Source organism: Achromobacter spanius (assembly GCF_039673305.1).
GTDB lineage: Bacteria > Pseudomonadota > Gammaproteobacteria > Burkholderiales > Burkholderiaceae_B > Achromobacter > Achromobacter spanius_F.
Window position 1 is genome coordinate 1 of record NZ_JBDJLJ010000017.1, and the last position, 25,194, is coordinate 25,194.

General features: G+C 66.7%; 23 protein-coding genes and 1 pseudogene. 13 read left to right on the top strand and 11 right to left on the bottom strand.

Annotated features, from left to right (window positions below):
- The 7 genes and pseudogenes from ABE485_RS15670 to ABE485_RS15700 form a co-directional block, all read left to right on the top strand.
- Positions 1 to 624: pseudogene (locus ABE485_RS15670) on the top strand (DNA polymerase III subunit gamma/tau); the annotation flags it as partial.
- A gap of 44 nt (positions 625 to 668) precedes the next feature.
- Positions 669 to 995 (top strand): YbaB/EbfC family nucleoid-associated protein, encoded by a 327-nt coding sequence (locus ABE485_RS15675; RefSeq protein ID WP_008158099.1) that lies wholly within the window; start codon positions 669 to 671, stop codon positions 993 to 995.
- A gap of 22 nt (positions 996 to 1,017) precedes the next feature.
- A complete protein-coding gene (recR, locus tag ABE485_RS15680) occupies positions 1,018 to 1,626 on the top strand; it encodes a recombination mediator RecR (RefSeq protein WP_346516189.1) in 609 nt (202 codons plus the stop codon).
- A 69-nt stretch (positions 1,627 to 1,695) separates the two neighbouring features.
- Positions 1,696 to 2,955, top strand: a complete 1,260-nt coding sequence (locus ABE485_RS15685) for a CaiB/BaiF CoA transferase family protein (protein ID WP_346516190.1) — start codon at positions 1,696 to 1,698, stop codon at positions 2,953 to 2,955.
- A gap of 11 nt (positions 2,956 to 2,966) precedes the next feature.
- Entirely contained in the window at positions 2,967 to 4,007 is a 1,041-nt protein-coding gene (locus ABE485_RS15690) for an ABC transporter substrate-binding protein (protein WP_346516191.1), read from the top strand.
- Entirely contained in the window at positions 4,000 to 4,809 is an 810-nt protein-coding gene (locus ABE485_RS15695) for an ABC transporter ATP-binding protein (protein ID WP_346516192.1), read from the top strand. The genes ABE485_RS15690 and ABE485_RS15695 overlap by 8 nt, the downstream gene beginning before the upstream one ends.
- A 3-nt stretch (positions 4,810 to 4,812) precedes the next feature.
- The gene (locus ABE485_RS15700) at positions 4,813 to 5,607 is read left to right on the top strand and encodes an ABC transporter permease (RefSeq protein ID WP_346516193.1); all 795 of its coding nucleotides are present in this window, start codon (positions 4,813 to 4,815) and stop codon (positions 5,605 to 5,607) included.
- Positions 5,608 to 5,632: 25 nt separating this feature from the next.
- Here the strand turns inward: ABE485_RS15700 and ABE485_RS15705 are convergent, their stop codons facing one another.
- Genes ABE485_RS15705 through ABE485_RS15720 form a run of 4 tightly spaced genes read right to left on the bottom strand, consistent with a single transcriptional unit; the run spans position 5,633 to position 9,445 of the window.
- Positions 5,633 to 6,202 (bottom strand): biliverdin-producing heme oxygenase, encoded by a 570-nt coding sequence (locus ABE485_RS15705; protein WP_346516194.1) that lies wholly within the window; start codon positions 6,200 to 6,202, stop codon positions 5,633 to 5,635.
- Positions 6,199 to 6,819 (bottom strand): hypothetical protein, encoded by a 621-nt coding sequence (locus ABE485_RS15710; RefSeq protein ID WP_346516195.1) that lies wholly within the window; start codon positions 6,817 to 6,819, stop codon positions 6,199 to 6,201. The genes ABE485_RS15705 and ABE485_RS15710 overlap by 4 nt, the downstream gene beginning before the upstream one ends.
- Before the next feature lie 53 nt (positions 6,820 to 6,872).
- On the bottom strand, positions 6,873 to 7,238 hold the full coding sequence (locus ABE485_RS15715; protein WP_346516196.1) for a response regulator: 366 nt from the start codon (positions 7,236 to 7,238) through the stop codon (positions 6,873 to 6,875).
- A gap of 17 nt (positions 7,239 to 7,255) precedes the next feature.
- Entirely contained in the window at positions 7,256 to 9,445 is a 2,190-nt protein-coding gene (locus tag ABE485_RS15720) for an ATP-binding protein (protein WP_346516197.1), read from the bottom strand.
- A gap of 99 nt (positions 9,446 to 9,544) precedes the next feature.
- On the opposite strand from ABE485_RS15720, the gene ABE485_RS15725 reads away from it, so the two are divergent.
- Positions 9,545 to 10,072 (top strand): carboxymuconolactone decarboxylase family protein, encoded by a 528-nt coding sequence (locus ABE485_RS15725; protein WP_346516198.1) that lies wholly within the window; start codon positions 9,545 to 9,547, stop codon positions 10,070 to 10,072.
- A gap of 37 nt (positions 10,073 to 10,109) precedes the next feature.
- Here ABE485_RS15725 and tal read toward each other — a convergent pair whose 3' ends face one another.
- Complete coding sequence (gene tal / locus ABE485_RS15730) at positions 10,110 to 11,063, bottom strand: transaldolase (protein ID WP_346516199.1); 954 nt, start codon at positions 11,061 to 11,063, stop codon at positions 10,110 to 10,112.
- 237 nt (positions 11,064 to 11,300) lie between these two features.
- On the opposite strand from tal, the gene carA reads away from it, so the two are divergent.
- The 3 genes from carA to ABE485_RS15745 all read left to right on the top strand — a co-directional run bounded on the left by carA (position 11,301) and on the right by ABE485_RS15745 (position 16,546).
- Entirely contained in the window at positions 11,301 to 12,455 is a 1,155-nt protein-coding gene (gene carA, locus ABE485_RS15735) for a glutamine-hydrolyzing carbamoyl-phosphate synthase small subunit (RefSeq protein ID WP_430795431.1), read from the top strand.
- A 10-nt stretch (positions 12,456 to 12,465) separates the two neighbouring features.
- The gene (gene carB, locus ABE485_RS15740; RefSeq protein WP_346516200.1) at positions 12,466 to 15,705 is read left to right on the top strand and encodes a carbamoyl-phosphate synthase large subunit; all 3,240 of its coding nucleotides are present in this window, start codon (positions 12,466 to 12,468) and stop codon (positions 15,703 to 15,705) included.
- Between the two features lie 76 nt (positions 15,706 to 15,781).
- A complete protein-coding gene (locus ABE485_RS15745) occupies positions 15,782 to 16,546 on the top strand; it encodes an SDR family oxidoreductase (RefSeq protein WP_346516201.1) in 765 nt (254 codons plus the stop codon).
- Positions 16,547 to 16,568: 22 nt separating this feature from the next.
- On the opposite strand, the gene ABE485_RS15750 is transcribed toward ABE485_RS15745, so the two are convergent.
- The 6 genes from ABE485_RS15750 to ABE485_RS15775 form a co-directional block, all read right to left on the bottom strand.
- A complete protein-coding gene (locus ABE485_RS15750) occupies positions 16,569 to 17,213 on the bottom strand; it encodes a histidine phosphatase family protein (protein WP_346516202.1) in 645 nt (214 codons plus the stop codon).
- 26 nt (positions 17,214 to 17,239) lie between these two features.
- Complete coding sequence (locus tag ABE485_RS15755) at positions 17,240 to 18,148, bottom strand: LysR family transcriptional regulator (protein ID WP_346516203.1); 909 nt, start codon at positions 18,146 to 18,148, stop codon at positions 17,240 to 17,242.
- Between the two features lie 15 nt (positions 18,149 to 18,163).
- Positions 18,164 to 19,249 (bottom strand): ABC transporter ATP-binding protein, encoded by a 1,086-nt coding sequence (locus ABE485_RS15760; RefSeq protein ID WP_346516204.1) that lies wholly within the window; start codon positions 19,247 to 19,249, stop codon positions 18,164 to 18,166.
- Complete coding sequence (locus tag ABE485_RS15765; protein WP_346516205.1) at positions 19,246 to 20,958, bottom strand: ABC transporter permease; 1,713 nt, start codon at positions 20,956 to 20,958, stop codon at positions 19,246 to 19,248. The genes ABE485_RS15760 and ABE485_RS15765 overlap by 4 nt, the downstream gene beginning before the upstream one ends.
- 92 nt (positions 20,959 to 21,050) lie before the next feature.
- Positions 21,051 to 22,376, bottom strand: a complete 1,326-nt coding sequence (locus ABE485_RS15770; RefSeq protein ID WP_346516206.1) for an ABC transporter substrate-binding protein — start codon at positions 22,374 to 22,376, stop codon at positions 21,051 to 21,053.
- 119 nt (positions 22,377 to 22,495) lie between these two features.
- Positions 22,496 to 22,915 carry a FlxA-like family protein gene (locus ABE485_RS15775; protein WP_346516207.1) on the bottom strand — a complete coding sequence of 140 codons (420 nt, stop codon included), beginning with the start codon at positions 22,913 to 22,915 and terminating at the stop codon, positions 22,496 to 22,498.
- A 151-nt stretch (positions 22,916 to 23,066) separates the two neighbouring features.
- Between ABE485_RS15775 and ABE485_RS15780 the strand changes: the two genes are divergently transcribed.
- Together ABE485_RS15780 and greA are read left to right on the top strand one after the other, a co-directional pair.
- Positions 23,067 to 24,377, top strand: coding sequence for a solute carrier family 23 protein (locus ABE485_RS15780; protein WP_346516208.1), 1,311 nt, complete (start codon positions 23,067 to 23,069; stop codon positions 24,375 to 24,377).
- Positions 24,378 to 24,679: 302 nt separating this feature from the next.
- Positions 24,680 to 25,156, top strand: coding sequence for a transcription elongation factor GreA (gene greA / locus ABE485_RS15785; RefSeq protein WP_008158056.1), 477 nt, complete (start codon positions 24,680 to 24,682; stop codon positions 25,154 to 25,156).
- Positions 25,157 to 25,194 lie beyond the last annotated feature (38 nt).

Sequence of the window (25,194 nt, forward strand, 5' to 3'; positions counted from 1 at the left end):
GCGCCCGCCCCGGCGCCGGACGACGCGGATGGCCCGCCGGCGTGGGTCGACGAAGAAATTCCCTTCGAAGCCGAAGGCGGCTTCGTTCCGGAAAGCGGCTTCACGTCCGATCCCGACGACGATTTCGAAACCCTGGCCACCACGCCCTCGGCGGCGCCCGTGCCGGCAGCCGTCCGGCGCGAGGGCCCGGCGCCCGCGCGCAAGCGCTCGTCGCGCGCCCGCCTGGCCGACATGACCTCGGTCCTGTGGCCGGAGCTGGCTGCTCGCCTGCCGGTGACCGGCCTGGCCGCGGAACTGGCGCGCCAGAGCGAATGGGCCGGCGTGCAGGGTGATGCCATCATCCTGCGCGTGGCCGTCAAGACGCTGGCCGAAAGCGAAAGCCGCGTGCGCCTGCAGACCGTGTTGTGCGAACATTTCGGGCAGGGCATACGCCTGGACGTGCAGGTCGGCGTCACCGGCGACGCCACCGCCCATGCGGTGGCGCAGGCCGAAAGCGCGGCGCGCCAGCTGGCCGCCGAAAACGCGGTGGCCGTCGATCCGTTCGTGCAGGCGCTGGTGGCGGATTTCGGAGGCCAGGTCGTGGCCGGCTCCATCCGCCACGTCGATTCCCCCGCCGCCGCCTGAGGCGGCGGCCATTCCTCATTCCCCTCGTTCAAGGAAGCTCCATCATGATGAAAGGACAACTGGCCGGCCTGATGCGCCAGGCGCAGCAGATGCAGGAAAACATGAAGAAGGCGCAGGATGCGCTGGCCGAAATCCAGGTCGAAGGCGCCTCCGGCGGCGGTCTGGTGAAGGTCACCATGTCCTGCCGCCACGACGTCAAGCGCGTCGTGATCGACCCGTCCCTGCTGGGCGACGACAAGGACATGCTGGAAGACCTCGTGGCCGCCGCGTTCAACGACGCGCTGCGCAAGGCCGAAGCCACCTCCCAGGAAAAGATGGCGTCCGTGACCGCCGGCATGCCGCTGCCCCCGGGCATGAAGCTGCCGTTCTGATCGCCATTTGCCGCAGGTTGCGATGGATCCCTTACTGCCCGAACCCGAGCCGCTGGTCTCGCTGATCGAGGCCCTGCGCCGGCTGCCCGGCGTGGGCGTGCGCTCGGCCAGGCGCATGGCCTACCATCTGCTGCAGCATGACCCGCAAGGCGCGGACATGCTCGGGCGGGCGCTCGAGGGCGCGGTGCGGGACCTGAAGCACTGTGCGCGCTGCAACAGCTTCTCCGAAGAAGAGGTCTGCGCCACCTGTTCCAATCCCAAGCGGGATCCCTCGCTGCTGTGCATCGTGGAAACCCCGGCCGACCAGAACATGATCGAGTCCAGCCACGGCTACCGCGGCCTGTACTACGTGCTGATGGGCCGCGTGGCGCCGCTGGAAGGCATCGGTCCGCGTGAACTGGACTTCGACCGCGTGATCAAGCGCGCCACCGACGGCGTGGTGCAGGAGGTCATCCTGGCCACCAACTTCACCGCGGAAGGCGAAACCACCGCCCACTTCCTGGGCGAGGCGCTGGGCGAGCGCGGCCTGCGGGTCACGCGCCTGGCGCGCGGCGTGCCGGCCGGCAGCGAACTGGAATACGTGGACGCGGGCACCATCGCCTGGGCACTGATGGAGCGCAAGACCACCTGACGCTCGCGGCCCCATAACGTCCTGCCGGCAACGTATCGGCAAGGCAAGAAAACATGAGGAAGACAAGCCATGTCAGCGCTGACCGGACTGAAGGTCCTGGAACTCGGCACGCTTATCGCCGGCCCGTTCGCCGCGCGCATCTTCGGCGAATTCGGCGCCGACGTCATCAAGGTGGAGACGCCGCACGGGCCTGACGGCACGGGCGGCGGCGATCCCATCCGCAGCTGGCGCCACCTGCACGAGGGCAACTCCCTGTGGTGGACGGTGCAGGCGCGCAACAAGCAATCCATCGCACTGAACCTGAAGGATCCGCGCGCGCAGGAGATCGCCCGCAAGCTGGCGCTGGACGCCGACGTGGTGGTGGAAAACTACCGCCCCGGCGTGCTGGAGAAATGGGGCTTGGGCTACGAGCAGCTGCGTGCCATCAATCCGGCGCTCATCATGGTGCGCCTGTCCGGCTATGGACAGACCGGCCCCATGAAGGACCAGCCGGGCTTTGGCGCCATCGGCGAATCCATGGGCGGCCTGCGCTATGTGTCGGGCCATCCCGACCGTCCGCCGCTGCGGGTCGGCATCTCGATCGGTGATTCCATCGCGGCGCTGCACGGCGTGATCGGCGCGATGATGGCGCTGCGCCACCGCGACGCCACCGGCGGACGCTGGAACGGCAAGTCCGGCGACGCATGCCGGGCGGGGCAGGGGCAGATGGTGGACGTGGCGCTTTACGAAGCCGTGTTCAACATGATGGAAAGCCTGGTTCCCGAATACGACGTGGCCGGCGTGGTGCGCGAACGCACGGGCGGCGCGCTGCCCGGCATCGTGCCCTCCAATACCTACACCACGAACGACGGGCAGAACATCGTCATCGCCGGCAATGGCGACGCGATCTTCCATCGCCTGATGCGGGCGATCGGCCGCGACGACCTGGCCGAGGATCCGGACCTGGTGCGCAATGACGGCCGCGCGCGGCGCGTCGCCGAGATCGACGGCGCCATCCAGCAGTGGTGCGACGGACGCGGCATCGATGCGGCGCTGGACGCCCTCAAGCGCGCCGACGTGCCCGTGGGCAAGATCTACAGCGTGGCCGACATGTTCAACGATCCGCAGTTCCTGGCGCGCCGCATGATCGAGCAGCACCGGTTGGCGGATGGCAGTCCGGTCAAGCTCCCCGCCGTGGTTCCCAAACTGTCGGAAACCCCCGGCCAGACGCGCTGGGTGGGCCCGAAATTAGGGGAACATACCGAGGAAGTCCTGAAATCGCTGGGGTATGATTCCTCGGCTATCGACGAGCTGGCGAAGACCGGCGCTATCGGCAAGCCCTACAACTAGGAGACAAACCAATGTCAGTCACCCGCCGTGAACTGCTCAAGATGGCCGGCGCCGCCGGCGTCATGGGCATGGCCCCCGCCATCGTGCGCGCACAGAAGCTCGAAAAGTCCAAGGTCCAGATCGCAGTCGGCGGCAAGCCGCTGATCTACTACCTCCCGCTCACCATCGCGGAAGTGCGCGGCTACTTCAAGGACGAAGGGCTGGATGTCAGCATCGCCGACTTCGCCGGCGGCTCCAAGGCCCTGCAGGCCGTGGTGGGCGGCAGCGCCGACGTGGTGTCCGGCGCGTTCGAGCACACGCTGTCCATGCAGTCCAAGGGCCAGGCCTATCGCGCCTTCGTGCTGCAGGGCCGCGCGCCGATGATCGGCGTGGGCGTGTCCAAGAAGAACCTGCCCGGCTACAAGGGTCCGGCAGACCTCAAGGGCAAGAAGATCGGCGTGACCGCGCCCGGCTCCTCCACCAACATGGTGGTCAGCTTCTTCCTGGCCAAGCACGGGCTGAAGGCTTCCGACGTCTCCTTCATCGGCGTGGGCGCCGGCGCGGGCGCCGTCACGGCAGTGCGCAGCGGCCAGATCGACGCCATCTCCAACACCGACCCCGTGGTCTCGATGCTGGAAATGCCGGGCGAAATCCAGATCATCGTCGACACCCGCACGCTCAAGGATACGCAGGACATCTTCGGCGGCAACATGCCCGCCGGCTGCCTGTATGCGCCGCAGGCGTTCATCGACGCCAATCCCAACACCACCCAGGCGCTGACCAACGCGATGGTGCGCGCCGACAAGTGGATCCAGAAGGCCGGCCCGGAAGAAATCGCCAAGGTCGTGCCCGAAGCCTACCTGCTGGGCGATCCGGCCGTGTACAAGGCCGCGCTCGCCAAGAGCATGGAAGGCCTGTCGCCCGACGGCATGATTCCCGAAGACGGCGCCGCCACCGCGCTCAAGGCCCTGGCCGCCTATCAGGCGGACTTCGACGGCGCCAAGATCGATCCCTCCAAGGTCTGGACCAACGATTTCGCGCGCCGCGCCAACGAGAAGTACGCCAATGGCTGAAGCCGCGCTGTCGCTGGAAAACATAAGTTGCACCTTTGTCTCGCGTGACGACCGTTCGCAGCGCTACACCGCCGTCAGCGACACGACCCTGGCCATCGCGCCAGGGGAGTTCGTGTCGGTGGTGGGCCCGACCGGTTGCGGCAAGTCCACGCTGCTCAACGTCAGCGCGGGCTTGCTTGCGCCGTCCACGGGGCAGGTGAAGGTATTCGGCCAGCCCCTGGCCGGCATCAACGAACGCGCGGGCTACATGTTCCAGGGCGAGGCGCTGCTGCCCTGGCGCAGCGCGCTGGACAACGTGATCGCCGGCCTGGAGTTCGCCGGCGTGCCCCGCGCCGAAGCGCTGGAGCGGGGCCGCGAATGGATGCGCCGCGTCGGCCTGGGCGGCTTCGAGGGACGCTATCCGCACCAGATGTCGGGCGGCATGCGCAAGCGCGCGATGCTGGCGCAGACCCTGATCCGCGACCCCGACATCATCCTGATGGACGAACCCTTCTCGGCGCTGGACATCCAGACGCGCCAGCTCATGGAGAACGAGGTCCTGGACCTGTGGATGGCCAAGCGCAAGGCCGTCCTGTTCATCACGCACGACCTGGACGAAGCCATCGCCATGAGCGATCGCGTGATCGTGCTGTCGGCCGGCCCCGGCACGCATCCCATCGGAGAATTCACGATCGACCTGCCGCGTCCGCGGGACGTGGCGGAAGTGCGCATCGATCCGCGCTTCGTCGAACTGCACGCCGCCATCTGGGGCGTGCTGCGCGAAGAAGTGCTCAAGGGCTATGCCCAACAGAAGCGAGTCTGAGTCATGGCCAAGCTGATCAAACCCGGTTCCTCCAGCCTGCGCTTCTGGCAATTGCTGCTGCTTGTCCTCATCCTGGCCGTCTGGCATTTCGCGTCGCGCGATCCCAAGGTGGCGTTCTTCTTCGGTGAGCCACTGAAGGTGTGGGGCCGCATCTGGGCCTGGTTCGTCACCAATGCCGATATCTACGGCCATCTTGCGGTGACACTGACCGAAACCGTGCTGGCGTTTTTCATCGGCACCATCGCCGGCCTGGGCTTCGGCCTGTGGCTGGGACTGTCGCCGCGCGCCAGCGCGATCCTGGATCCCTACATCAAGGCGGCCAATTCCATGCCGCGCGTCATCCTGGCGCCCATCTTCGGCATGTGGTTCGGCCTGGGCATCTGGTCCAAGGTGGCGCTGGCGGTGACGCTGGTGTTCTTCATCGTGTTCTTCAACGTCTACCAGGGCGTGCGCGAAGTCAGCCCGACCCTGCTGGACAACGCCCGCATGCTGGGCGCGCGCAAGCGCCAGCTGCTGCGCCACGTGTACCTGCCTTCGGCCACCAGCTGGGTGTTTTCCAGCCTGCACACGTCCGTGGGCCTGGCCTTCGTGGGCGCGGTCGTGGGCGAATACCTGGGCTCCGCAAGCGGGGTGGGCTACCTCATCCTGCAGGCCGAGGGCACGTTCGACGTGAACACGGTGTTCGCGGGCATCATCGTGCTGACAGCCTTTGCGCTGATCCTGGACACCATCGTCGGCGTGGGTGAAAAGCGCCTGATGAAGTGGCAGCCCAAGTCGGGCGAAACCGAAAAGCTGTAGCCGGCGGCCGGCGGCAAGGCGGGCGTCAGGCCCGCAGCGCTTGCCGGCTGCGCAGCCAGCCGGTCAGGCTGTCGAAAGCGTCGCAGGCGCCTTGCAGGGCCTGCGTCTCGCGGCCCAGGGCGCCGGCCTCGCTGTCCAGGTGCAGCAGGAATTCCTTCCACAGCGGTCCCATCTGCTCGCCGTAGCCCTGCAGGTAGCGCAGGGGCAGGGCGGGGACGACGTCTTGCAGGCGCTTGGCCAGAAAGCGTCCGCCCAACTGCGAACCCTCCACCACGTAGACCACGCCCAGCGCGTAGGCGTCGGGCGTCCCGAGCCTGGGCGCGTCGTCGCAGCGCGGCGTGTCGGCTGCGGCCTCGGCCAGGTCCTCGCGCAGCCAGGCGCTCTTGCCGGCGCGTTCCGCCGCCCGCAGGCTGGCGGGCCAGCCCAGTTGCCAGAGCCTCTGTTCCAGAGGTTCCAGCCAGCCCAGCAGCGCGCGCAGGTAGTTCAGATAGCTGGCGCGGTCGACGGGGCCGTCGGCCAGCGCCAGCCCCCGGTCCAGCGTCTCGTGGCGTTCGCGCGTGCCTTCGCGCAGCGTCTGGTGCACCGGAGATATCATGGCTTCGGCTCGCTGTTGGCAGGCTGCGAGGGCAGATACAGCGCCCAGCACCGCGCCTGGCGTTCCAGGCGCCAGCCCGCGTCGGCCGCCAGAAGCTCGACTTCGCCCGGGTCGATGGCCGGCGGCTGCGCGGCGGCGTTCGCCGTGTCCTGGGGCAGGCGGGCCCGCCACACACCGGGTTCGGAAGCATCCAGTTCCAGCTCGGCGTCGGCCGCAAGCAACGAAACCAGGCTCAGCAGCCAGGCCAGCGCCAGGTAACGCGAACTGAACCGCGGCAGTTCGGCGGGCGCCACGTGCTCGGGCCAGCGGATGGTGCGACGGGACAGGAGCAGTTGCGAGAACATCAGCCGGCGGCATTCCTGCAGCAAGTCGCCGGCGGGCACGACGGCGCCGTCGTCGCCCAGCCATTGCTCCAGGCCACGCACGGTGTCCACGCTTTCCTCCAGCATGGCCGACACGTCGTCCGACAGCCGTTGGCAGCGCTGCTGCAGCGCATCCGCCGGGGCGCCTTCGGGCGCCTGGCGCAGCATCGACGTGGCCAGCGATGCGTTGGACAGCGGGCCCAGGACGTCATGGCGCAGGACGGGGAAAGCCAGGCCGAGGATCTTGAATTGCACGCCCTTCACCGCCAGGGCTCTTGAAAAGTCGGGGAACATCATCGGTGTGGCAGTCAGCCGGCCTGGCGCAGGAGAGCCAGCAGCGCGTCGGGATCCGCGGGCTTTTCGATCCAGCCGGTGAACAGGCTGCCGGAATCATCGCGCCGTTCGTGCCGCGCCAGGCCGCTCAGCGCGTAGATGCGGGGCGGGTTCGGGCGGTCGCGCAGGCGGTTTGCCAACTGGTAGCCGTCCATGTCGGGCAGCAGGATGTCCAGCAGCACGGCATCGGGCGCGAATTCGGTCGCCAGTTCAAGGGCTTCGGCGGCATTGGCGGCGCAGCGTGTTTCCAGATTGGAAAGCGCCAGGAACTCTGCCAGCAGTTCCGATCCCATTTCGTTGTCGTCAACCAGCAGGACCCGCAACGGACGCGCTTCGTTCAAAGTTGTATCTCCACAGTTCAAGAGGGTTTTGTTTCATGCATGGCGCGCGGCAAAGTCACCGTGAAGATGACCAGCCCGTCGCGGCAATCTACCGAGATCCGGCCGCCATGGTCACGCACGACCTGCTCGGCGATATAAAGGCCCAGCCCCAGGCCGCTCCGGTTGCGCGAGTGCCCGACCGATTCGGGCTTGAAGGGCGAAAACAGATGCGCAAGCAGATCCGGCGCTATCGGTTCGCCATGATTGGTGACGGTCAGTTCGATGGCGTCGCCGGCCAGCGCGGCCTGCACCAGGATGGGCTGGCGCGGGGCGCCGTGCTGGCGCGCGTTGCTCATCAGGTTGGTGACGACCTGCGCGATGCGGTCGGTGTCGGCCATGAGCGTCAGGCCGGCGGGCACGTCGGGTTCGATGCGCAGTCCGGGATAGGCCTGGCGCTTTTCCTCGATCAGGCTGGCCAGCATTCCCGACAGGTCGCACAAGCGCTTTTCGATGCCCAGCCCCAGGCCGCCCTGCAGCCGAGACAGGTCCAGCACCTGCGAGATCAGGCGCTGCATCCGGCCGCTGGAATAGCGGATGCGCTCGCCCATGCGCGCCCCGGAATCGGTTCGGGACAGCAGGGTGGCGGCCATCGAGATCGATTGCAGCGGATCGCGCAGGTCGTGGCCCAGCATGGCCAGGAGCGCCGTGCGCGCCCGGTCCACGTCGGCGGCCCGGCTGGTGGCGATGTGGGACAGTTCGTCGCGCAGGTTGTCGGCGGCGTCCAGCTCGGCCGGCAGCCAGGGCGTGCAGATGCCCCGCACGACTTCCCGCCACGCTTCGAACGAGCCGCGCGGCGTCAGGCGCGGTCCCAGGCTGCCCACCGCATATTGCTTTTCCGGCTTGCCGCCCCAGACGACCGTCTCGACCTGTTCCTTGCGCAGCCAAATCAGCCAGCCATTGTTCATGGGATCGAATTTGCAGGCCAGCAGCCCCGCATAGGGCACCAGGTCGGTCTGCAGTTCGGGGTAGTCGCGTGCGATGTTGGTGGTGTGAACCAGCCGCTGGCCGCTCTGGTCCAGCGCGCACAGGATGCCGGCCAGTTCGCCGCGCGGCGCGATGCCGCCGAACACCGTCACGCTGTTGCCCCACAGGCAAAGCGCGGCGTCGTTGGGAATCAGCGATGCGGGGGTTTCCTCGCCGCGCGACAGCGCCTGGTGGACGTTTTCAAGGGCGGACGCGCGTTCCGCCAGATGGCTTACCAGCGCCGCGCTCTGGCGGGCCTGTTCGGCGCGCGCGCCGGTTTCGATGTTGGCCAGCGCCGCCGACACCACCTGCGCCAGCGCCTCGCACGCCAGGCGGACGGGGTAGGGGATGGGCCGCGGCGTGTGGTGATGGCAGGCGATCATGCCCCACAGCCTGTTGCCGATCACCAGCGACAGGCTCATCGACGCGCGTACGCCCATGTTCGCCATGTATTCGAGGTGGATGGGCGACACGCTGCGCAGGACGCTGAAGCTCATGTCCAGCGGCCGCGGTTCCGGCGACGGCGCCGCCAGCACGCGGACCGGCTGGTAGGTGGCGTCGGCGATCTGGCGCAGGGTGTTCACCGTGTAGAGGCGGCGTGCCTGAGCGGGAATGTCGCCGGCGGGATAGCGGCGGCCCACCCAGTCGTCCAGATCGGCGCGGCGCTGCTCGGCCACGATTTCGCCGCTGTCGTCGGGGTGGAAGCGGTAGGCCATCACCCGGTCGAAGCCGGTGGCCCGCTGCACTTCCCGCACCATGCTGTCCAAGAGTCCCTGGGTGCCCCGCTGCCGGCGGACCCGCTCGATGCTGCGGTAGATGGCTTCCGGAGCGGCAATGCCGGCGCCGTCGGCCCGTGATTCCAGTTCGACGATGGTCAGGCCGTCCGCGTTGCGATGGCCGATGACGTCGTAGGCCTGCGCACCCAGCGTGACGGTGACGGGATCGAAGATGGGGTCGGGGTTTCCGACCCAGGCGGAAAGGCTTTGGGCCAAGGCGGGCGGCAGCGCGCCGGGCGGGCAGGGCTGGTCCAGCGTCAGGCAGGTGTCCAGCATTTGCGCCGCGTTTTCGCTGGCGTAGCGCAACGTTCCGTCCCCGTCGAACGCGAGCAGCACCCCGAGCGGCTGGATGGCGCCCGGGATGTGGATGGGTTCGCTGTCGCAGTTTGCGAGCGTGAACGGGGGGTAGGATTGGGTCGGCGCATTCATTCGTATCGGGTACCGTAGACGCGCAGCTGTCCTGTCATTATGTCAAATATATTGTGAGAATGTGTGCATTTGCTGCCCATTCACCTTTCTGGAGCTTCCATGGCCCGCCTTCCCTACGCTGATCTGACTCATCCCGAAGCACGGCCCCTGGTCGACCGCATCGTCGCCGAACGCGGCAGCGTGCTGCACCTGTACCAGATGCTGCTTCACAGCCCCGCCGTGGCCGGCGGGTGGCTCAACTACCTGACGTCCATCCGCCAACTGAGCACCCTGCCGGGCGATCTGCGGGAACTGGTGATCATGCGGGTGGCCGCCATCAACGGCGCGCCGTACGAAGCCGACCAGCATGCGCCGATCGCCCTGAAAGAGGGCGTGTCGCAGGCGCAACTGGACGCGCTGGACGCCTGGGAGGATTCGGACCTGTTCAGTGAACGCGAAAAGGCCGTGCTCGCCTATACCGATGCCATGACGCGGCACGTCCAGGTGCCGGACGCAGTGTTCCAGGCGGCCAGGACGGCGATGGGCTCGGAAAAACTGGTGGTGGAACTGACCGCGACGGTGGCGGCGTACAACATGGTGTCGCGGTTCCTGGAAGCGCTGCAGGTGCACTCCCACGATCATCGCTGACCGCGGCAGGCGCGCTTGCCGCGCGCCCGCCGCCGGATCAGCCGCGCTGCGCGTCGATCAGCGCGTCCAGCTTGATGGCGTCCGCCACGAACAGGCGGATGCCTTCCGACAGCTTTTCGCTCGCCATCGCGTCTTCGTTCAGCAGGGTGCGGAACGTGACCTCGTCGGCCCCGATGCGGGCGATGTCGCCCGAGGCGTCGGCCACGCGCAGTTGGGCGGGGGCGTCGCCCTCGGTCGAGGCCAGCTTGTTCAGCAGGTCCGGGCTGATCGTCAGCAGGTCGCAGCCCGACAGGGCGAGAATCTGGCCGACATTGCGGAAGCTCGCGCCCATGATCTCGGTGGGAATGCCGAAATGCTTGTAGTAGCGATAGATGGCGGTGACGGACTGCACGCCGGGGTCGCGCGCGCCGGCGTTGTCGGCTTCCACCCACGCGGCGCCGGCCGATTTCTTGTACCAGTCGTAGATGCGGCCGACAAAGGGCGAGATCAGTTGCACGTGCGCATCGGCGCACGCCACGGCCTGCGGCAGCGAGAACAGCAGGGTCAGGTTGCAGCGGATGCCCTCCGATTGCAGGGCGCGGGCGGCCTGTATGCCCTCCCAGGTGGATGCGATCTTGATCAGCACGCGCTCGCGCGGGATGCCGGCGGCTTCGTACAGGGCGATCAGGCCCCGGGCGCGCTCGATGGTCGCGCGGGTGTCGAACGACAGCCGGGCATCCACTTCCGTCGACACGCGCCCGGGCACGATGTCCAGGATGGCGCGGCCGAAGGCGACCAGCAGGCGGTCCATGAGCTCGGGGGTGGACGCGCCGCGGTGCTCGCGGGCCGTCTTTTCCAGCAGGGGGCGATAGGCGTCCTGCTGGACGGCCTTCAGAATAAGGGACGGGTTGGTGGTCGCATCCGTGGGACGCAACGCCTTCATGGCTTCGAAATCGCCGGTGTCGGCGACGACGGTGGTGTGGTCACGCAGGGCGTCAAGTTGGCTGGACATGGACGTATACGGCTCGCAGCTTGCTAGGGTTGAAGGTGCCCCTAGCGTATCACCGTCGGTGCCGCGCCGCTGTCCGCCGCAAGGGCGAGACGGGGCAGGGGCAAAGGCCCTGCAATGACGCCGCAAAACAGCCGAAAACGCCCGTTTCGGCCTTATTTGGCGCGGTTCGCCGGGAAAAACGGCGGCTCAAGGTATAATCCGAAGGTTTGATTATCGATTCTAAAACCGGGGTTTACTGTGCTGCCGCAACTCTTTCCCGAGGGGATCAACCGCTTCCCTCCTGCAATTCTGGCTCTGGCGGACGGTACCATTTTTCGAGGCGTGTCGATCGGTGCGCCTGGCCATACCGTTGCCGAAGTGGTGTTCAACACCGCGATGACCGGGTACCAGGAAATTCTCACCGATCCCAGCTATAGCGGTCAGATCGTCACGCTGACCTATCCGCACATTGGCAACACCGGCGTCAACGCCGAAGACGTGGAAGCCAATCGGGTCTATGCCGCCGGCCTGGTGGTCCGCGACTGTCCCGCCCGCGTGTCGAACTTCCGTTCCACGCAATCCCTGCCCGAGTACCTGACCGAGCAGGGCATCGTTGCCATTTCCGGCATCGATACCCGCAAGCTCACGCGTATCCTGCGTGAAAAGGGCGCCCAGGGCGCGTGCATCTTCGTGGGTTCCGACGCCGAGCGCGCCGTTGAACTGGCCCGCGGCTTTCCCGGCATGTCCGGCCAGGACCTGGCCAAGGTCGTGTCGATCAAGGCAAGCACCGGCTGGACCGAAGGCACCTGGGAGCTCGGCGAAGGCTACACGTCGCCCGAGCAGTCCAAGTTCCACGTGGTCGCGTATGACTACGGCGTAAAGAGCAACATCCTGCGCCTGCTGGCCGACCGCGGCTGCCGCATCACGCTGGTGCCGGCCCAGACCACCGCCGAAGACGTCTTCAAGCTCAATCCCGACGGCGTGTTCCTGTCCAACGGCCCCGGCGACCCCGAGCCCTGCGACTACGCCATCGAGGCCACGCGCGCCTTCCTGGACAAGAAGCTGCCGGTGTTCGGCATCTGCCTGGGCCACCAGATCATGGGCCTGGCGGTGGGCGGCAAGACCGTCAAGATGAAGACGGGCCATCACGGCGCCAACCATCCCGTGCAGGACCTCCAGTCCAAGCGCGTGTTCATCACCAGCCAGAACCACGGTTTCGCGGTCGACGCCGCCAGCCTGCCGGCCAACACGCGCGTGACGCACGTCTCGCTGTTCGACGGCACGCTGCAGGGCTTCGAGCTCACCGACCGCCCGGCCTTCTGCTTCCAGGGCCACCCTGAAGCCAGCCCGGGTCCGCACGACATCCTGGAGCTGTTCGACAAGTTCATCAGCCTGATGTCCGGCCAAAAGTAAAGATTGCATCATGCCCAAGCGTACAGACCTAAAAAGCATACTCATCATCGGCGCCGGCCCCATCATCATCGGGCAGGCCTGCGAATTCGACTATTCCGGCGCGCAGGCGTGCAAGGCGCTCAAGGCCGAGGGCTACCGCACCATCCTGGTGAACAGCAACCCGGCCACGATCATGACGGACCCGGAAACGGCCGACGTCACCTACATCGAGCCCATCACCTGGCAAGCCGTCGAAAAGATCATCGAACGCGAAAAGCCCGATGCGCTGCTGCCCACCATGGGCGGCCAGACCGCGCTGAACTGCGCGCTGGACCTGGCCCATCACGGCGTGCTGAAGAAGCACAACGTCGAACTGATCGGCGCCAACGAGCACGCCATCGAAAAGGCCGAAGACCGCCAGAAGTTCAAGCAGGCCATGACCGACATCGGCCTGGAATCGGCCAAGTCGGGCGTCGCCCACAGCATGGACGAAGCCTGGGAAGTGCAGCGCCGCATCGCGGCTGAAGTCGGCACCTCGGGCTTCCCCGCCGTGATCCGCCCCAGCTTCACCATGGGCGGTTCGGGCGGCGGCATCGCCTACAACGCCGAAGAATTCGAAACCATCTGCCGCCGCGGCCTGGAAGCCTCGCCCACCAGCGAACTCCTGATCGAAGAATCGCTGCTGGGCTGGAAGGAATTCGAAATGGAAGTGGTCCGCGACAAGGCGGACAACTGCATCATCGTGTGCTCCATCGAAAACCTGGACCCGATGGGCGTGCACACGGGCGACTCCATCACCGTGGCGCCGGCGCAAACGCTGACCGACAAGGAATACCAGATCATGCGTAATGCATCGATCGCGGTATTGCGCGAAATCGGCGTGGATACGGGCGGCTCGAACGTGCAGTTCGCCGTCAATCCCAAGAACGGCCGCATGATCGTCATCGAGATGAACCCGCGCGTGTCGCGTTCGTCGGCGCTGGCATCCAAGGCCACCGGCTTCCCCATCGCCAAGGTCGCCGCGCGCCTGGCCGTGGGCTACACGCTGGACGAGCTCAAGAACGAAATCACCGGCGGCGCCACGCCCGCCTCGTTCGAACCCTCGATCGACTACGTCGTCACCAAGGTGCCGCGTTTCGCGTTCGAAAAATTCCCCACCGCCGACGCGCGCCTGACCACCCAGATGAAGTCCGTCGGTGAAGTCATGGCCATCGGCCGCACCTTCCAGGAATCGTTCCAGAAGGCGCTGCGCGGCCTGGAAGTCGGCGTCGACGGCCTGAACCAGAAGACCACCGACCGCGAAAAGCTGCAGGTCGAACTGGGCGAACCCGGTCCGGAACGCATCTGGTACGTGGGCGACGCCTTCGCGCAGGGCTTCACGCTGGACGAAGTGCACAACATCACGCACATCGATCCGTGGTTCCTGTCGCAGATCAAGGAAATCGTCGACATCGAACTGGCGCTGGAACAAAAGACGCTGGCCGACCTGGACTACGCCACGCTGTTTGAACTCAAGCGTCGCGGGTTCTCCGACCGCCGCCTGGCCTTCCTGCTGGATTCCTCGGAATCCGAAGTGCGCAAGCTGCGCCACCAGTTGAACGTGCGCCCGGTCTACAAGCGCGTCGACACCTGCGCCGCCGAATTCGCCACCCGCACCGCCTACATGTACTCCACGTACGAGGAAGAGTGCGAAGCCGCGCCCACCGATCGCAAGAAGATCGTGGTGCTGGGCGGCGGCCCGAACCGTATCGGCCAGGGCATCGAATTCGACTACTGCTGCGTGCATGCCGCGCTGGCGCTGCGCGATGACGGGTACGAGACCATCATGGTCAACTGCAACCCGGAAACCGTCTCCACCGACTACGACACCTCCGACCGTCTCTACTTCGAGCCCCTGACGCTCGAAGACGTGCTGGAAATCGTGCACAAGGAAAATCCGGTCGGCATGATCGTCCAGTACGGCGGCCAGACGCCGCTGAAGCTGGCGCGCGCCCTGGAAGCCAACGGCGTGCCGATCATCGGCACCAGCCCCGAATCCATCGACGTTGCCGAAGACCGCGAGCGCTTCCAGAAGCTGCTCAACAAGCTCGGCCTGCGCCAGCCGCCCAACCGCACCGCGCGCACCGAAGGCGAGGCCCTGGCCCACGCCGCCGAAATCGGCTACCCGCTGGTCGTGCGTCCCAGCTACGTGCTGGGCGGACGCGCCATGGAAATCGTGCACGAGCAGCAAGACCTCGAACGCTACATGCGCGAGGCCGTGAAGGTCAGCAATGACTCGCCCGTGCTGCTGGACCGCTTCCTGAACAACGCCACCGAAGTCGACGTGGACTGCCTGGCCGACGGCGAAACCGTCTTCATCGGCGGCGTCATGGAACACATCGAGCAGGCCGGCGTGCACTCGGGCGACTCGGCTTGCAGCCTGCCGCCGTACTCGCTGTCGGCGGAAGTCATCGCCGAGATCAAGCGCCAGACCACGATGATGGCCAAGGCCCTGAACGTCAGCGGCCTGATGAACGTGCAGTTCGCGATCCAGGGCGGCGACGTCTACGTGCTGGAAGTGAACCCGCGCGCATCGCGCACGGTGCCCTACGTGTCCAAGGCCACCGGCCTGCAACTGGCCAAGATCGCCGCGCGCGCCATGGCCGGCCAGACCCTGGCCGCCCAGGGCGTCACCAAGGAAGTCGTGCCGCCTTACTTCTCGGTCAAGGAAGCCGTGTTCCCGTTCGTGAAGTTCCCGGGCGTGGACACCATCCTGGGTCCGGAAATGAAGTCGACCGGCGAAGTGATGGGCGTGGGCATGAGCTTCGGCGAAGCCTTCGTCAAGTCGCAACTGGCCGCCAGCGTGCGCCTGCCGGAATCCGGCACGGTGTTCATCAGCGTCAAGAACCAGGACAAGACCCGCGCCGTTGAAGTGGCGCGCGGCCTGCATGCCCTGGGCTTCAAGCTGGTCGCCACGCGCGGCACCGCGGCCGAAATCGAATCCGCCGGCATTCCGGTGCAGGTGGTCAACAAGGTCAACGAAGGTCGTCCGCACATCGTCGACATGGTCAAGAACGGCGAAATCTCGCTGGTCATCAATACCGTCGAAGAACGCCGCAACGCCATCGCCGACTCGCGCACCATCCGCACCCAGGCGCTGGCCGCCCGCGTGACCTTCTTCACGACCATCGCCGGCGCCCGCGCCGCGGTCGAAGGCATGCAGTATCTGCGCCAAGGCCTGGGCCTGCAGGTCTATCCGCTGCAAGAGCTTCACGCTTCCCTGCAGAAGTAAGCCGGCAGTACACGATTAGGGCACGCGAGAGCGTGCCCTAATTCTTTGCAACGCGACAACAGGCGGGTCAGCACACATGGACAGAGTCTTCATCACCGGCGCCAGCAGCGGCCTGGGCCGCGCCCTGGCGCAGCAGTATGCCGCCAGGGGCGCCACCCTGGGCCTGCTGGGCCGCCGCGAGGACGCATTGCGCGAACTGGCCGACAGCCTGCCCGGCACGCACCGCTGCTACGCCGTGGACGTGCGCGAGCGCCAGGCCCTGCACGCCGCGGCGCTCGATTTCATCGCGTTCTGCCAGGGGCGCGTGGATGTGGTGGTCGCCAGCGCCGGCATCAGCGCTGGCACGCTGACCGACCATGGCGAGGACTACGACGTCTTCAAGGCCATCGTGGACACCAACCTGCTGGCCACGGTCGCCACGTTCGAGCCCTTCATCGGCCCGATGCGCGCCGCCGGGGCGGGGCGCCTGGTGGGCATCGCCAGCGTGGCCGGCGTGCGCGGATTGCCGGGGGCGGGCGCCTATAGCGCGTCCAAGTCCGCGGTGGTGACCTACTGCGAGAGCCTGCGGCTGGAACTGGCCGCGCAAGGCATCCGTGTCGTGACGATCGCGCCCGGCTACATCAAGACGGCCATGACGGCCCACAATCCGTATTCCATGCCGTTCCTGATGGAAGCGGACGACTTCGCCCGGCGCGCGCAGGCGGCGATCCTCCGGGGCACGAGCTACACGGTGATCCCGTGGCAGATGGGCGTGGTGGCCAAGCTGATGCGGCTGCTGCCCAATGCGGTCTACGACAGGCTGGCGCGCAACGCGCCGCGCAAGCCGCGCAAGGCGGCCTGAGGCCAGCCGCCCCGGCATTGCCTCAAGGCACGACGTCGTCGCCGACCTCGGCGGCCACGTGCCCCACGTCGCCCCAGTCCAGCACTTCCCACTTGCGCCCCAGCACGCCGACGCGGTTGATGCTGACATTGAGCAGCGCCGCATCGCGCGGCGCGTTCAGCGGCACGCCCGACGCATGGCGCCAGATGATGTCGAGCACGCCGCCGTGCGTGAACATCAGGATGCGCTCGCCCTCATGGCGGCTGGCGACGTCGTCCACCGTCGAGATCACGCGCGACTGGAATTGGCCCAGGGTCTCGCCGCCATCCAGCAGCCGCAGCGGATCGCGGCTTTTCCAGGCGGCCGCGGCCTCGGGCGCCTGCACGTCGATGCGGTCGTGGTCCAAGCCTTCCAGCACGCCGAAGCCGCGCTCGCGGATGCCGGGTTCCACGCGCACGCGCAGGCCAAGCTGCTCGGAAACCGGCATGGCCGTGGCATGCGCGCGCTGCAGGTCGCTGCTGTAGATGGCGTGTATGGGCGTGTGGCGGGCCTCTTCGCGCAGCCGCGCGGCCAGCAGGCTCGCCTGGTTGACGCCGAATTCGTTCAGGGGGATGTCTTGCCAGCCTTGCAGGCGGCGCTGGCGGTTCCAGTCGGTTTCGCCATGGCGGATGAACCAGATTTCAGTCATTACGGTGTTGAAGCGGGGATTGAGGCTTATGCCTGGGCCGGCGCAATGGGTGCGCGCGGCTTCCAGATGGCTTGAATGATCGAGCTTAACGCGACCAGCGCGGGCTCGCTAGCGCGTTCGTACGGCAGGATGAATCCCAGCATGGCGTCGACGCGCGCCTGGCCCCACACGATGAAGTCGTTGGACGCCGCGCCTGCCAGGGCGGTTTCCTCGCGCAGCAGGGCGCAGCCGGCGCCGGCGCGCACCAGCGCATCCAGATTGGCCTGGTCGTCGTTCTGCATCACCACGCGCGGGGACAGGCCGTGCCGTTCGAACATGTCGCGCAGCAGCAGGTGCGTATGGCTGCCGGAAGGGCCGTCCAGCCAGGGCAGCTGCGCCACCTCGCGCCAGCCGCCGCGCTTGAGCACGGCGGCATGTTCGCCCGGCATGGCGATGCGGTAGCGCACGCTGCGCAGCGGCAGCCACAGCACGCCGCGCGGCGCATTCGCGGCGATGGTCAGCGCGGCCGGCAGGCGGCCCGTGCTGACCTGCTCGGCCAGCGCCGCGGCAGGCTGGGTCTGGGTTTTCAGTTCCACCAGCGGCAGGCGCTGCGTGACGGCAGAGGCCAGTTCTCCAAGCCGCAGGAAGTCGGGCTTCTCGCTGGGCACGCCCAGTTCCACGACGCCGTGCAGGCTGCCCTGCAGTTGCTGGGCTTCGGACTTGAACTGCGCCCCCAGCACCAGAAGCGATTCCGCCGTGGGCAGCAGCACTTCGCCCGCCTTGGCCAGGGCCAGGCGGCCGCCGCTGCGGTCGAACAGGGCCACGCCCAGGCTCTGCTCCAGCGCCTTGATCTGCGCCGTCACGGCGGGCTGGGTCAGCGACAGCGCTTCGGCCGCCTTCGTCAGATTGCCCAGCCGGGCGACCGTGACGAAGGCGCGGATCTGGTAGATTTCCATGGCCGCAAGTGTAGGTCAGGCTGCCAGCAGCCGCACCTGCGTGGGCTCCAGTCCCACCGATACGGGCGCGCCCACCGGAAACGGCGACAACCCGGCCAGATGCGACTGGTCCGCCGTCAGCCGCTGTTCGCCCACCTGCACCTGGTAACGCGTGAACTCGCCCAGGAATTCGCTGCTCTCCACGATGCCCGGCAGCCACACGTAGCGCGCATCGCCCAGACCATCCGCCATCTCGATCTGCACGGTATGAGGGCGAAAGCTCGCGGCCAGCCGCGAGGCGGCGGGCGCCTCGCCCGCCAGCGGCAGATGCAGGTCGCCCACGCCCTCGACCGCCAGCACCAGGCTGCTGCTGGTGCGTTCGCGCACATTGCCTTCCAGTACGTTCATCGTGCCCACGAAATTCGCGACGAAGCGGTTCACGGGATAGTCGAACAGCGTGCTCGGCGCGCCGATCTGCTGGACCACGCCGTGATCCAGCACCGCCATACGGTCGGCCGTGGTCATGGCCTCTTCCTGGTCATGCGTGACGAAAATCGTGGTGATGCCCAGGCGGCGCTGCAGGCTCAGCAGGTCCTGGCGCATCTGCACGCGCAGCTTCTTGTCCAGGTTGGACAACGGCTCGTCCAGCAGCAGCACCTGCGGCTCGATGACGATGGTGCGGGCCAGCGCCACGCGCTGCTGCTGCCCGCCCGACAGCTGGTTGGGGCGCCGCTTGGCGTACTGGGACAACCCCACCAGGTCGAGCGCGGCCTCCACCTTGGTCCGGATCTCGGCGCGCGGCAGCTTGCGCTCGACCAGCCCGAAGGCCACGTTGTCCCAGACGGTCATGTGCGGCCAGAGCGCGTAATTCTGGAACACCATGCCGATGTTGCGGTTCCAGGGCGGGGTGCCGCTGATGTCCTTGCCGTCCACCAGCAGTTGCCCCGCGCTATGGCGGTTGAAGCCCGCGATCAGCCGCAGGAGGGTGGACTTTCCCGATCCCGATGGCCCGAGCAGGGCGAAGAATTCGCCGGGTTCGATGCTGATGCTGACGTCCTTGAGCACCTCGGTCTTGCCGTAGGACAGCTGGATGTTGCGGCATTCGACGCTGACTTTCTTCATGCGGATTCCCCTTCATTGCGAGCCGGCCGCTGACGTGCCGAGGCACGCTCCACCAGCAGGTGCGATACATACGTGCCGATGGCCACGGCGACCACGGCCAGCACGCCGAGCGCCGCGCCGGGGCCCCGCCCCGCGGCGCTTTGCATGTACAGATAGATGCCGTAGCTCATGGGCGCCTGGCTGTCCTTGGTGACCAGCATGATCGTGGCCGACAGTTCGACGGCGGCCGTCACGAAGCTGGTCACGAACCCGGCCAACATGCCCCCGGCCATCAGCGGCACGACCACTCGGCGTATCGTGCTCATGCGCGTGGCGCCAAGCGACTGGGCGGCTTCCTCGAGCGAAACGTGGATCTGCTGCAGCGCCGCCACGCACGAGCGCAGCGCATACGGCAGCCTGCGCACCGAGTACGCCAGCATGATGATGATCCACGACGAGGTCAGCAGGGTGCCCGTGCCCGGCAGCTCGATGCCGCGGAACGTACGTAGAAAGCCGATGGCCAGCACGATGCCCGGTATCGCCAGCGCGGCGGACGCCATGAAGTCCAGCCATTGCCGCGCGGGCAGCCGGGTGCGCAGCATCAGGTAGGCGATGGCGGTGCCCAGGATCACGTCGATGCCTGCGGCCAGGCCGCAATAGAGCAGGGTGTTGGCGATCATGCCCTGCGACTCGGAGAACACGGCGGCATAGTGCGCCAGCGTGTATCCGTCCGGCAGCGGCGCGTAGCTCCACACGCTGGCCAGGGACAGCAGCAGCACGCCGATGTGCGGTGACAGCACCAGCAGCAGCACCAGGATGATCCACCCGTAGGCCAGCGCGCTTTCCACGGGACGCAGCTTGCGCTTCTGGATCGAATTGCCGCCCTTTTGCAGGGTGGAGTAGTCGCGGCCCCTGAGCACCCGCGCGGACAGCCACAGCGCCAGGATCGAGAACCCGACCATGATCACGCTGATCACATAGCCCAGCGGATCTTCCAGCCCGACCTGCGTGATGCGCAGGTAGGCTTGCGGCGCCAGCATGTTGGTCGTGCCCAGTACCAGCGGCGTGCCCAGGTCGTCGAACACCTTCACGAACACCAGCGAGGCGCCGGCCACATAGCCGGGCAAGGCCAGCGGAAAGATCACGCGTCGGAACAGGCGGAAACCGCGCGACCCCAGGTTGAAGGCCGCTTCCTCCATGGCGCCGTCGATGTTGCGCAGGGCCACGACCAGGTTCATGAGGATGAACGGGAAGTAGTGGATCGACTCCACGAAGATGACGCCGTTCAGCCCTTCCATGAAGGGGATCGTGAAGCCGAACCAGTCGTTGAGCAGCAGGTTGACGCTGCCCGAGCGGCCGAAGATCAGCTGCATGGCCACCGCGCCCACAAAGGGCGGCATGATCAGGGGCAGTACGCCCAGGGTCTGGATCAGGAGCGCTCCGCGGAAGTCGAAGCGCACCGTGAAGTACGCCAGTGGCACCGCGATCAGCGACGCCAGCAGCGCCGACCAGCCCGCCACGTACAGGCTGTTGAAGAACGCCTCGCGCATCAGCGGCTGGTTGAAGAACGCGCCGAAGTGGCCCGTCGTGAAGCTGCCATCGGCATTCACGAAGGCGCTGTGAAACACCGTGCCCACGGGCACGGCCAGAAAGAGCAGCAGAAAGCCGAAAACCAGCAGCGCCACCAATACGGGGCCGGCGGGCAGGCGTGAATGGCCCGAATGATTCATCGAGATTCCCGAAATCGTTGCCAGGGGACAGCCGCCGACCGCGGCGTGCCGGCTGTCATCGCCGGCGGGCCGCGGTCAGCGTGGCCTGCGGGTCAGAGCGCCGCGGCTTGCCTTGCCAGTTTGACGGCTTCTTCGTAGTTGGCGCGGGCGCGGCCGTTCCACTCGCCTTCCAGCTTGGTGATCTGCTGGTTCACGGCGGCGTCCTTCTTGTTGCCCGCGAAGATCGCCAGGAAGGCCGGGTCGGCCGCCTGCTTGCCATCGACCAGCGGCGCCCAGGCCAGCTTGCGCGCCTGGTCCAGCAGTTCGGCAGCCTTGCCGTTCTTCGCCTTGTCGCCCAGCTTGGCTTCGGCGTCGTAGATGGCCTTGGTGGCCGCCTGCAGCTCCTTCAGTCGGAACGTGACGGTCTGGTCGTACAGCGACTGCACGACGTAGTAGCGCGACTGGGACAGGTCCGCATCGAAGTGGACCTTGCTGCGCTTGGCGATTTCGGCCGGATCGGGATAGCCCGGCGGAATCTTGCCGGCGAGCGCGGAGTAGGGCAGCACCGGCAGGCGCGAGATCTTCGGCTCCAGCAGCAGTTCCTGGCCCGCCTGGCTCAGCGTGAAGGCGATGAACTTCTTGCCTTCGTCCGTATTCTTGGCGCCTTCGATCAGGGCGATGTTGGCGGGGACGATCGCGGTCTCGGACGGGTAGACGAACTCGACCGGGAACTTGGAGTACTTGCTGGACAGCCCGAAGAAGTCGATGACCGGGCCGGCGCCGAACTGGCCGTTGTTCACGCCGTCGGGCACGCCGAACGACCGTTCGGTGACGGCGCTGCTGTTGCCCGACATGCGCAGCAGCGTGCGCCAGCCGTCATCCCAGCCTTCGCCCTGCAGGATGGTTTCCACGGTCAGGTGCATCGTGCCCGAGCGCGACGGCGACGTGATGCCGACGTGGCCGAACCACGCCGGCGACAGCAGGTCCTTCCATTCGACGGGAGCGGGGATCTTGTGCGCCGTGATGTAGCGCGTGTTGTAGATGATGCCGTAGCCCGCCAGCGCCTGGCCCAGGTACATGCCGCCGGGATCGTTGATGGGGTAGCTGCCGATCTTGTCCGGCACGTCCTTGTTGGCGATGTCGGCCGACTTGGCCAGCAGCTTGTCGCGGCCCAGCACTTCGAAGGCGTCGGGCGCGCTGGCCCAGAACACCTCCGGCCGCTGGCCGGCGGGAGTCTCGCGCACGAACGCAATGCCCGAGACGGTGTTCTTGTTCAGGATTTCCAGCGTGATGCCGGGGTTGGCCTTTTCGAACGCGGTCTTGTAGGCCTGGGTCAGGTCTTTGGGAAACGACGTGATCACCGTGACGGTGCCGGCCAGGGCCGGCGCCGCGCAAACGGCCAGCAGCGCCCCTGCAAGGGCTGTGCGCATTGCGTGCATGGTTTGTCTCCGTGGTTTTAGATTTGTCAGGAGACAGTACTGGCCGGTATGGCGGGCGTCCAATCAGAAATTTTGATGCGCGCCATCATCGGGGGCGCCCCGGGCCGCAGGCCCGCGCGTCAAGCAGTCGCGGAAACGCCGCCCTGCGCCGCGCGCGCCTGCTCCGCCAGGAGATGCGAAATCTGACCTTGGATCTGCACTGCCTGGGCGTTCAGCGCCATGACCTGCTGCGCCTTCATCTCGGCCGACATGCCGCTGGCCTTCACCTTGGCGATCTGGTCCATGATCCGCTTGAGCTGCTTCTGCAACTCCTTGATCTGGCGCGTGTATTCGTCGTCGTTGTCGGTTTCCTCGGTGGCCTGCGAGTTGGCCACTTTCGAGCTGGCGGGATTGTTGACGCGGATCTTGCCTTCCGCGGTCACCGAAACGGCATCCTGGCCCGAGGCATTCTTCGCTTCCTTGTTGGCCTGGATCTTTTCGGCCCACATGTCGGCAAGGCTGCCGATGCGGGACGTGCCGCTGATGGAATTGATCGCCATGATTGCTCCTGCTGCCTGAAGGATTTCGGGGTTTCCACTAATACGGCAAGCGCAGGGCGAAACTTAAACGTTGCCGCCTGTTCATGGCCCCCTTTACACTGGCGCCCGCTCGCAGTCAGAACCCATTATTCGAATCTCCCCCGGGGAATCCATGTCCAATTCCTATTTTCCGCGCTGGCGCCTGGCGGACGACGCCGAGCCCGGCGTCATCATCGCGCCCGATGAACGGCTGTCCTGGCCCAAGAACGTGGCCATGGGCGCCCAGCACGTGGTTGCGATGTTCGGTTCCACGGTCCTGGCGCCCCTGCTCATGGGCTTCGACCCCAACGTCGCCATCCTGATGTCGGGCATCGGTACCCTGATCTTCTTCCTGTTCGTGGGCGGACGGGTGCCCAGCTACCTGGGTTCCAGCTTCGCCTTCATCGGCGGGGTGATCGCGGTCACGGGCTACGCCGGCGTGGGGGCCAACGCCAATATCGGCGTGGCGCTGGGCGCCATCATCGCGTGCGGCCTGGCCTATACGCTGATCGGCGTCATCGTCTGGATCGTCAACGCGCGCGCCGGGGGCGGGGCCAACTGGATCGACGCGCTCATGCCGCCCGTCGTGACGGGCGCCGTGGTCGCCGTGATCGGCCTGAACCTGGCGCCCATCGCCGCCAAGGGCGCCATGGGCGCCTCGGGCTTCGACAGCGTCATGGCGATCGTCACGATCGTGTGCGTGGGCGGCATCGCCGTCTATACGCGCGGCATGGTGCAGCGCCTGCTGATCCTGGTCGGCCTTATCCTCGCCTGCGTGGTGTACGCGGTCCTGGCCAACGGCATGGGCCTGGGCAAGCCCATCGACTTTTCCGCGGTGTCGGCGGCCGCGTGGATCGGCCTGCCGCACTTCGCCGCGCCGGTCTTCAAGGCCGAGGCGATGGGCCTGATCGTGCCGGTCGCCATCATCCTGGTCGCCGAGAACCTGGGCCACGTGAAGGCCGTCAGCGCCATGACCGGGCGCGACCTGGACCGCTACCTGGGCCGGGCCTTCGTCGGCGACGGCGTCGCGACCATGGTGTCGGGCGCCGTGGGCGGTACGGGCGTCACCACCTACGCCGAGAACATCGGCGTCATGGCCGTCACCCGCATCTACTCGACGCTGGTTTTCGTCATCGCCGCCCTGATCGCCATCGTCCTGGGCTTTTCCCCCAAGTTCGGCGCCTTGATCCAGACCATTCCCGCGCCGGTCCTGGGCGGCATGTCGGTCGTGGTGTTCGGCCTGATCGCCATCGCCGGGGCGCGCATCTGGGTGGTCAACCAGGTCGATTTCAGCGACAACCGCAATCTCATCGTGGCAGCGGTCACGCTGGTGCTGGGCGCGGGCGATTTCACCGTCAAGCTGGGCAATTTCACGCTGGGCGGCATCGGCACCGCCACCTTCGGGGCCATCATCCTGTACGCGCTGCTGCGCCGCAGGAATTGACGGCTGACCCCGTCCGGGATGCGCGCAGCGATCGGACGGGGCGAAATCCCCGTTTCTCGCGGGTTACAGCGGCGAAATGCGCCGAAAAGGCCGTTTTCTCCGATGGCTTGCAATTCCCGTGGACTTTGACCACAATATGACTTTGATTGCCCCGGTTCCGACCCGAGCCGGGGTTTTGTTTTGGTCGTCCGTGCCGCTAGCCCAGTCTGTTTCAAGCATTTGAACGGCCAGCGCGCCAGTCCGCGACCTTCACCGAGAACGCTCCTTCGGGGCGTTTTTCTACTTTTTGTTTGGGAAACGACATGTCTGCCATTCCTTTGACCGTGCGCGGGGCCGAGCGCTTGCAAGAAGAGCTCCAACGGCTGAAAACCGTGGAACGTCCTGCCGTGATTAACGCCATCGCCGAGGCTCGCGCGCAGGGTGATCTGTCGGAAAACGCCGAATACGATGCAGCTCGCGAGCGCCAGGGCTTTATCGAGGGCCGGATTGCCGAGCTTGAAGGCACGCTTTCCAATGCCCACATCATCGACCCGTCCTCCCTCGAGGCCGAAGGCCGCGCCGTGTTTGGCGCCACCGTCGACATCGAAGACCTGGATTCGGGCGATCGCGTTACCTACCAGATCGTCGGCGACGTCGAAGCCGACATCAAGTCCAACCTGATTTCCGTGTCCAGCCCCGTGGCTCGCGCGCTGATCGGAAAAAGCGAAGGCGATGTTGTCGAGGTCATGGCCCCGGCTGGCGTTCGCGAGTATGAAGTCCTGGGCGTGCGTTACATCTGACGCAAACGTCTCAAGCGGTAAAAATGTCAAACCACCCT

Bases quoted from the DNA above. Each gene is read 5' to 3' on its own strand.
- ABE485_RS15675 (WP_008158099.1), top strand. From the start codon at position 669: ATGATGAAAGGACAACTGGCCGGCCTGATGCGCCAGGCGCAGCAGATG.
- recR (WP_346516189.1), top strand. From the start codon at position 1,018: ATGGATCCCTTACTGCCCGAACCCGAGCCGCTGGTCTCGCTGATCGAG.
- ABE485_RS15685 (WP_346516190.1), top strand. From the start codon at position 1,696: ATGTCAGCGCTGACCGGACTGAAGGTCCTGGAACTCGGCACGCTTATC.
- ABE485_RS15690 (WP_346516191.1), top strand. From the start codon at position 2,967: ATGTCAGTCACCCGCCGTGAACTGCTCAAGATGGCCGGCGCCGCCGGC.
- ABE485_RS15695 (WP_346516192.1), top strand. From the start codon at position 4,000: ATGGCTGAAGCCGCGCTGTCGCTGGAAAACATAAGTTGCACCTTTGTC.
- ABE485_RS15700 (WP_346516193.1), top strand. From the start codon at position 4,813: ATGGCCAAGCTGATCAAACCCGGTTCCTCCAGCCTGCGCTTCTGGCAA.
- ABE485_RS15705 (WP_346516194.1), bottom strand. From the start codon at position 6,202: ATGATATCTCCGGTGCACCAGACGCTGCGCGAAGGCACGCGCGAACGC.
- ABE485_RS15720 (WP_346516197.1), bottom strand. From the start codon at position 9,445: ATGAATGCGCCGACCCAATCCTACCCCCCGTTCACGCTCGCAAACTGC.
- ABE485_RS15725 (WP_346516198.1), top strand. From the start codon at position 9,545: ATGGCCCGCCTTCCCTACGCTGATCTGACTCATCCCGAAGCACGGCCC.
- tal (WP_346516199.1), bottom strand. From the start codon at position 11,063: ATGTCCAGCCAACTTGACGCCCTGCGTGACCACACCACCGTCGTCGCC.
- carB (WP_346516200.1), top strand. From the start codon at position 12,466: ATGCCCAAGCGTACAGACCTAAAAAGCATACTCATCATCGGCGCCGGC.
- ABE485_RS15745 (WP_346516201.1), top strand. From the start codon at position 15,782: ATGGACAGAGTCTTCATCACCGGCGCCAGCAGCGGCCTGGGCCGCGCC.
- ABE485_RS15750 (WP_346516202.1), bottom strand. From the start codon at position 17,213: ATGACTGAAATCTGGTTCATCCGCCATGGCGAAACCGACTGGAACCGC.
- ABE485_RS15755 (WP_346516203.1), bottom strand. From the start codon at position 18,148: ATGGAAATCTACCAGATCCGCGCCTTCGTCACGGTCGCCCGGCTGGGC.
- ABE485_RS15760 (WP_346516204.1), bottom strand. From the start codon at position 19,249: ATGAAGAAAGTCAGCGTCGAATGCCGCAACATCCAGCTGTCCTACGGC.
- ABE485_RS15765 (WP_346516205.1), bottom strand. From the start codon at position 20,958: ATGAATCATTCGGGCCATTCACGCCTGCCCGCCGGCCCCGTATTGGTG.
- ABE485_RS15770 (WP_346516206.1), bottom strand. From the start codon at position 22,376: ATGCACGCAATGCGCACAGCCCTTGCAGGGGCGCTGCTGGCCGTTTGC.
- ABE485_RS15775 (WP_346516207.1), bottom strand. From the start codon at position 22,915: ATGGCGATCAATTCCATCAGCGGCACGTCCCGCATCGGCAGCCTTGCC.
- ABE485_RS15780 (WP_346516208.1), top strand. From the start codon at position 23,067: ATGTCCAATTCCTATTTTCCGCGCTGGCGCCTGGCGGACGACGCCGAG.
- greA (WP_008158056.1), top strand. From the start codon at position 24,680: ATGTCTGCCATTCCTTTGACCGTGCGCGGGGCCGAGCGCTTGCAAGAA.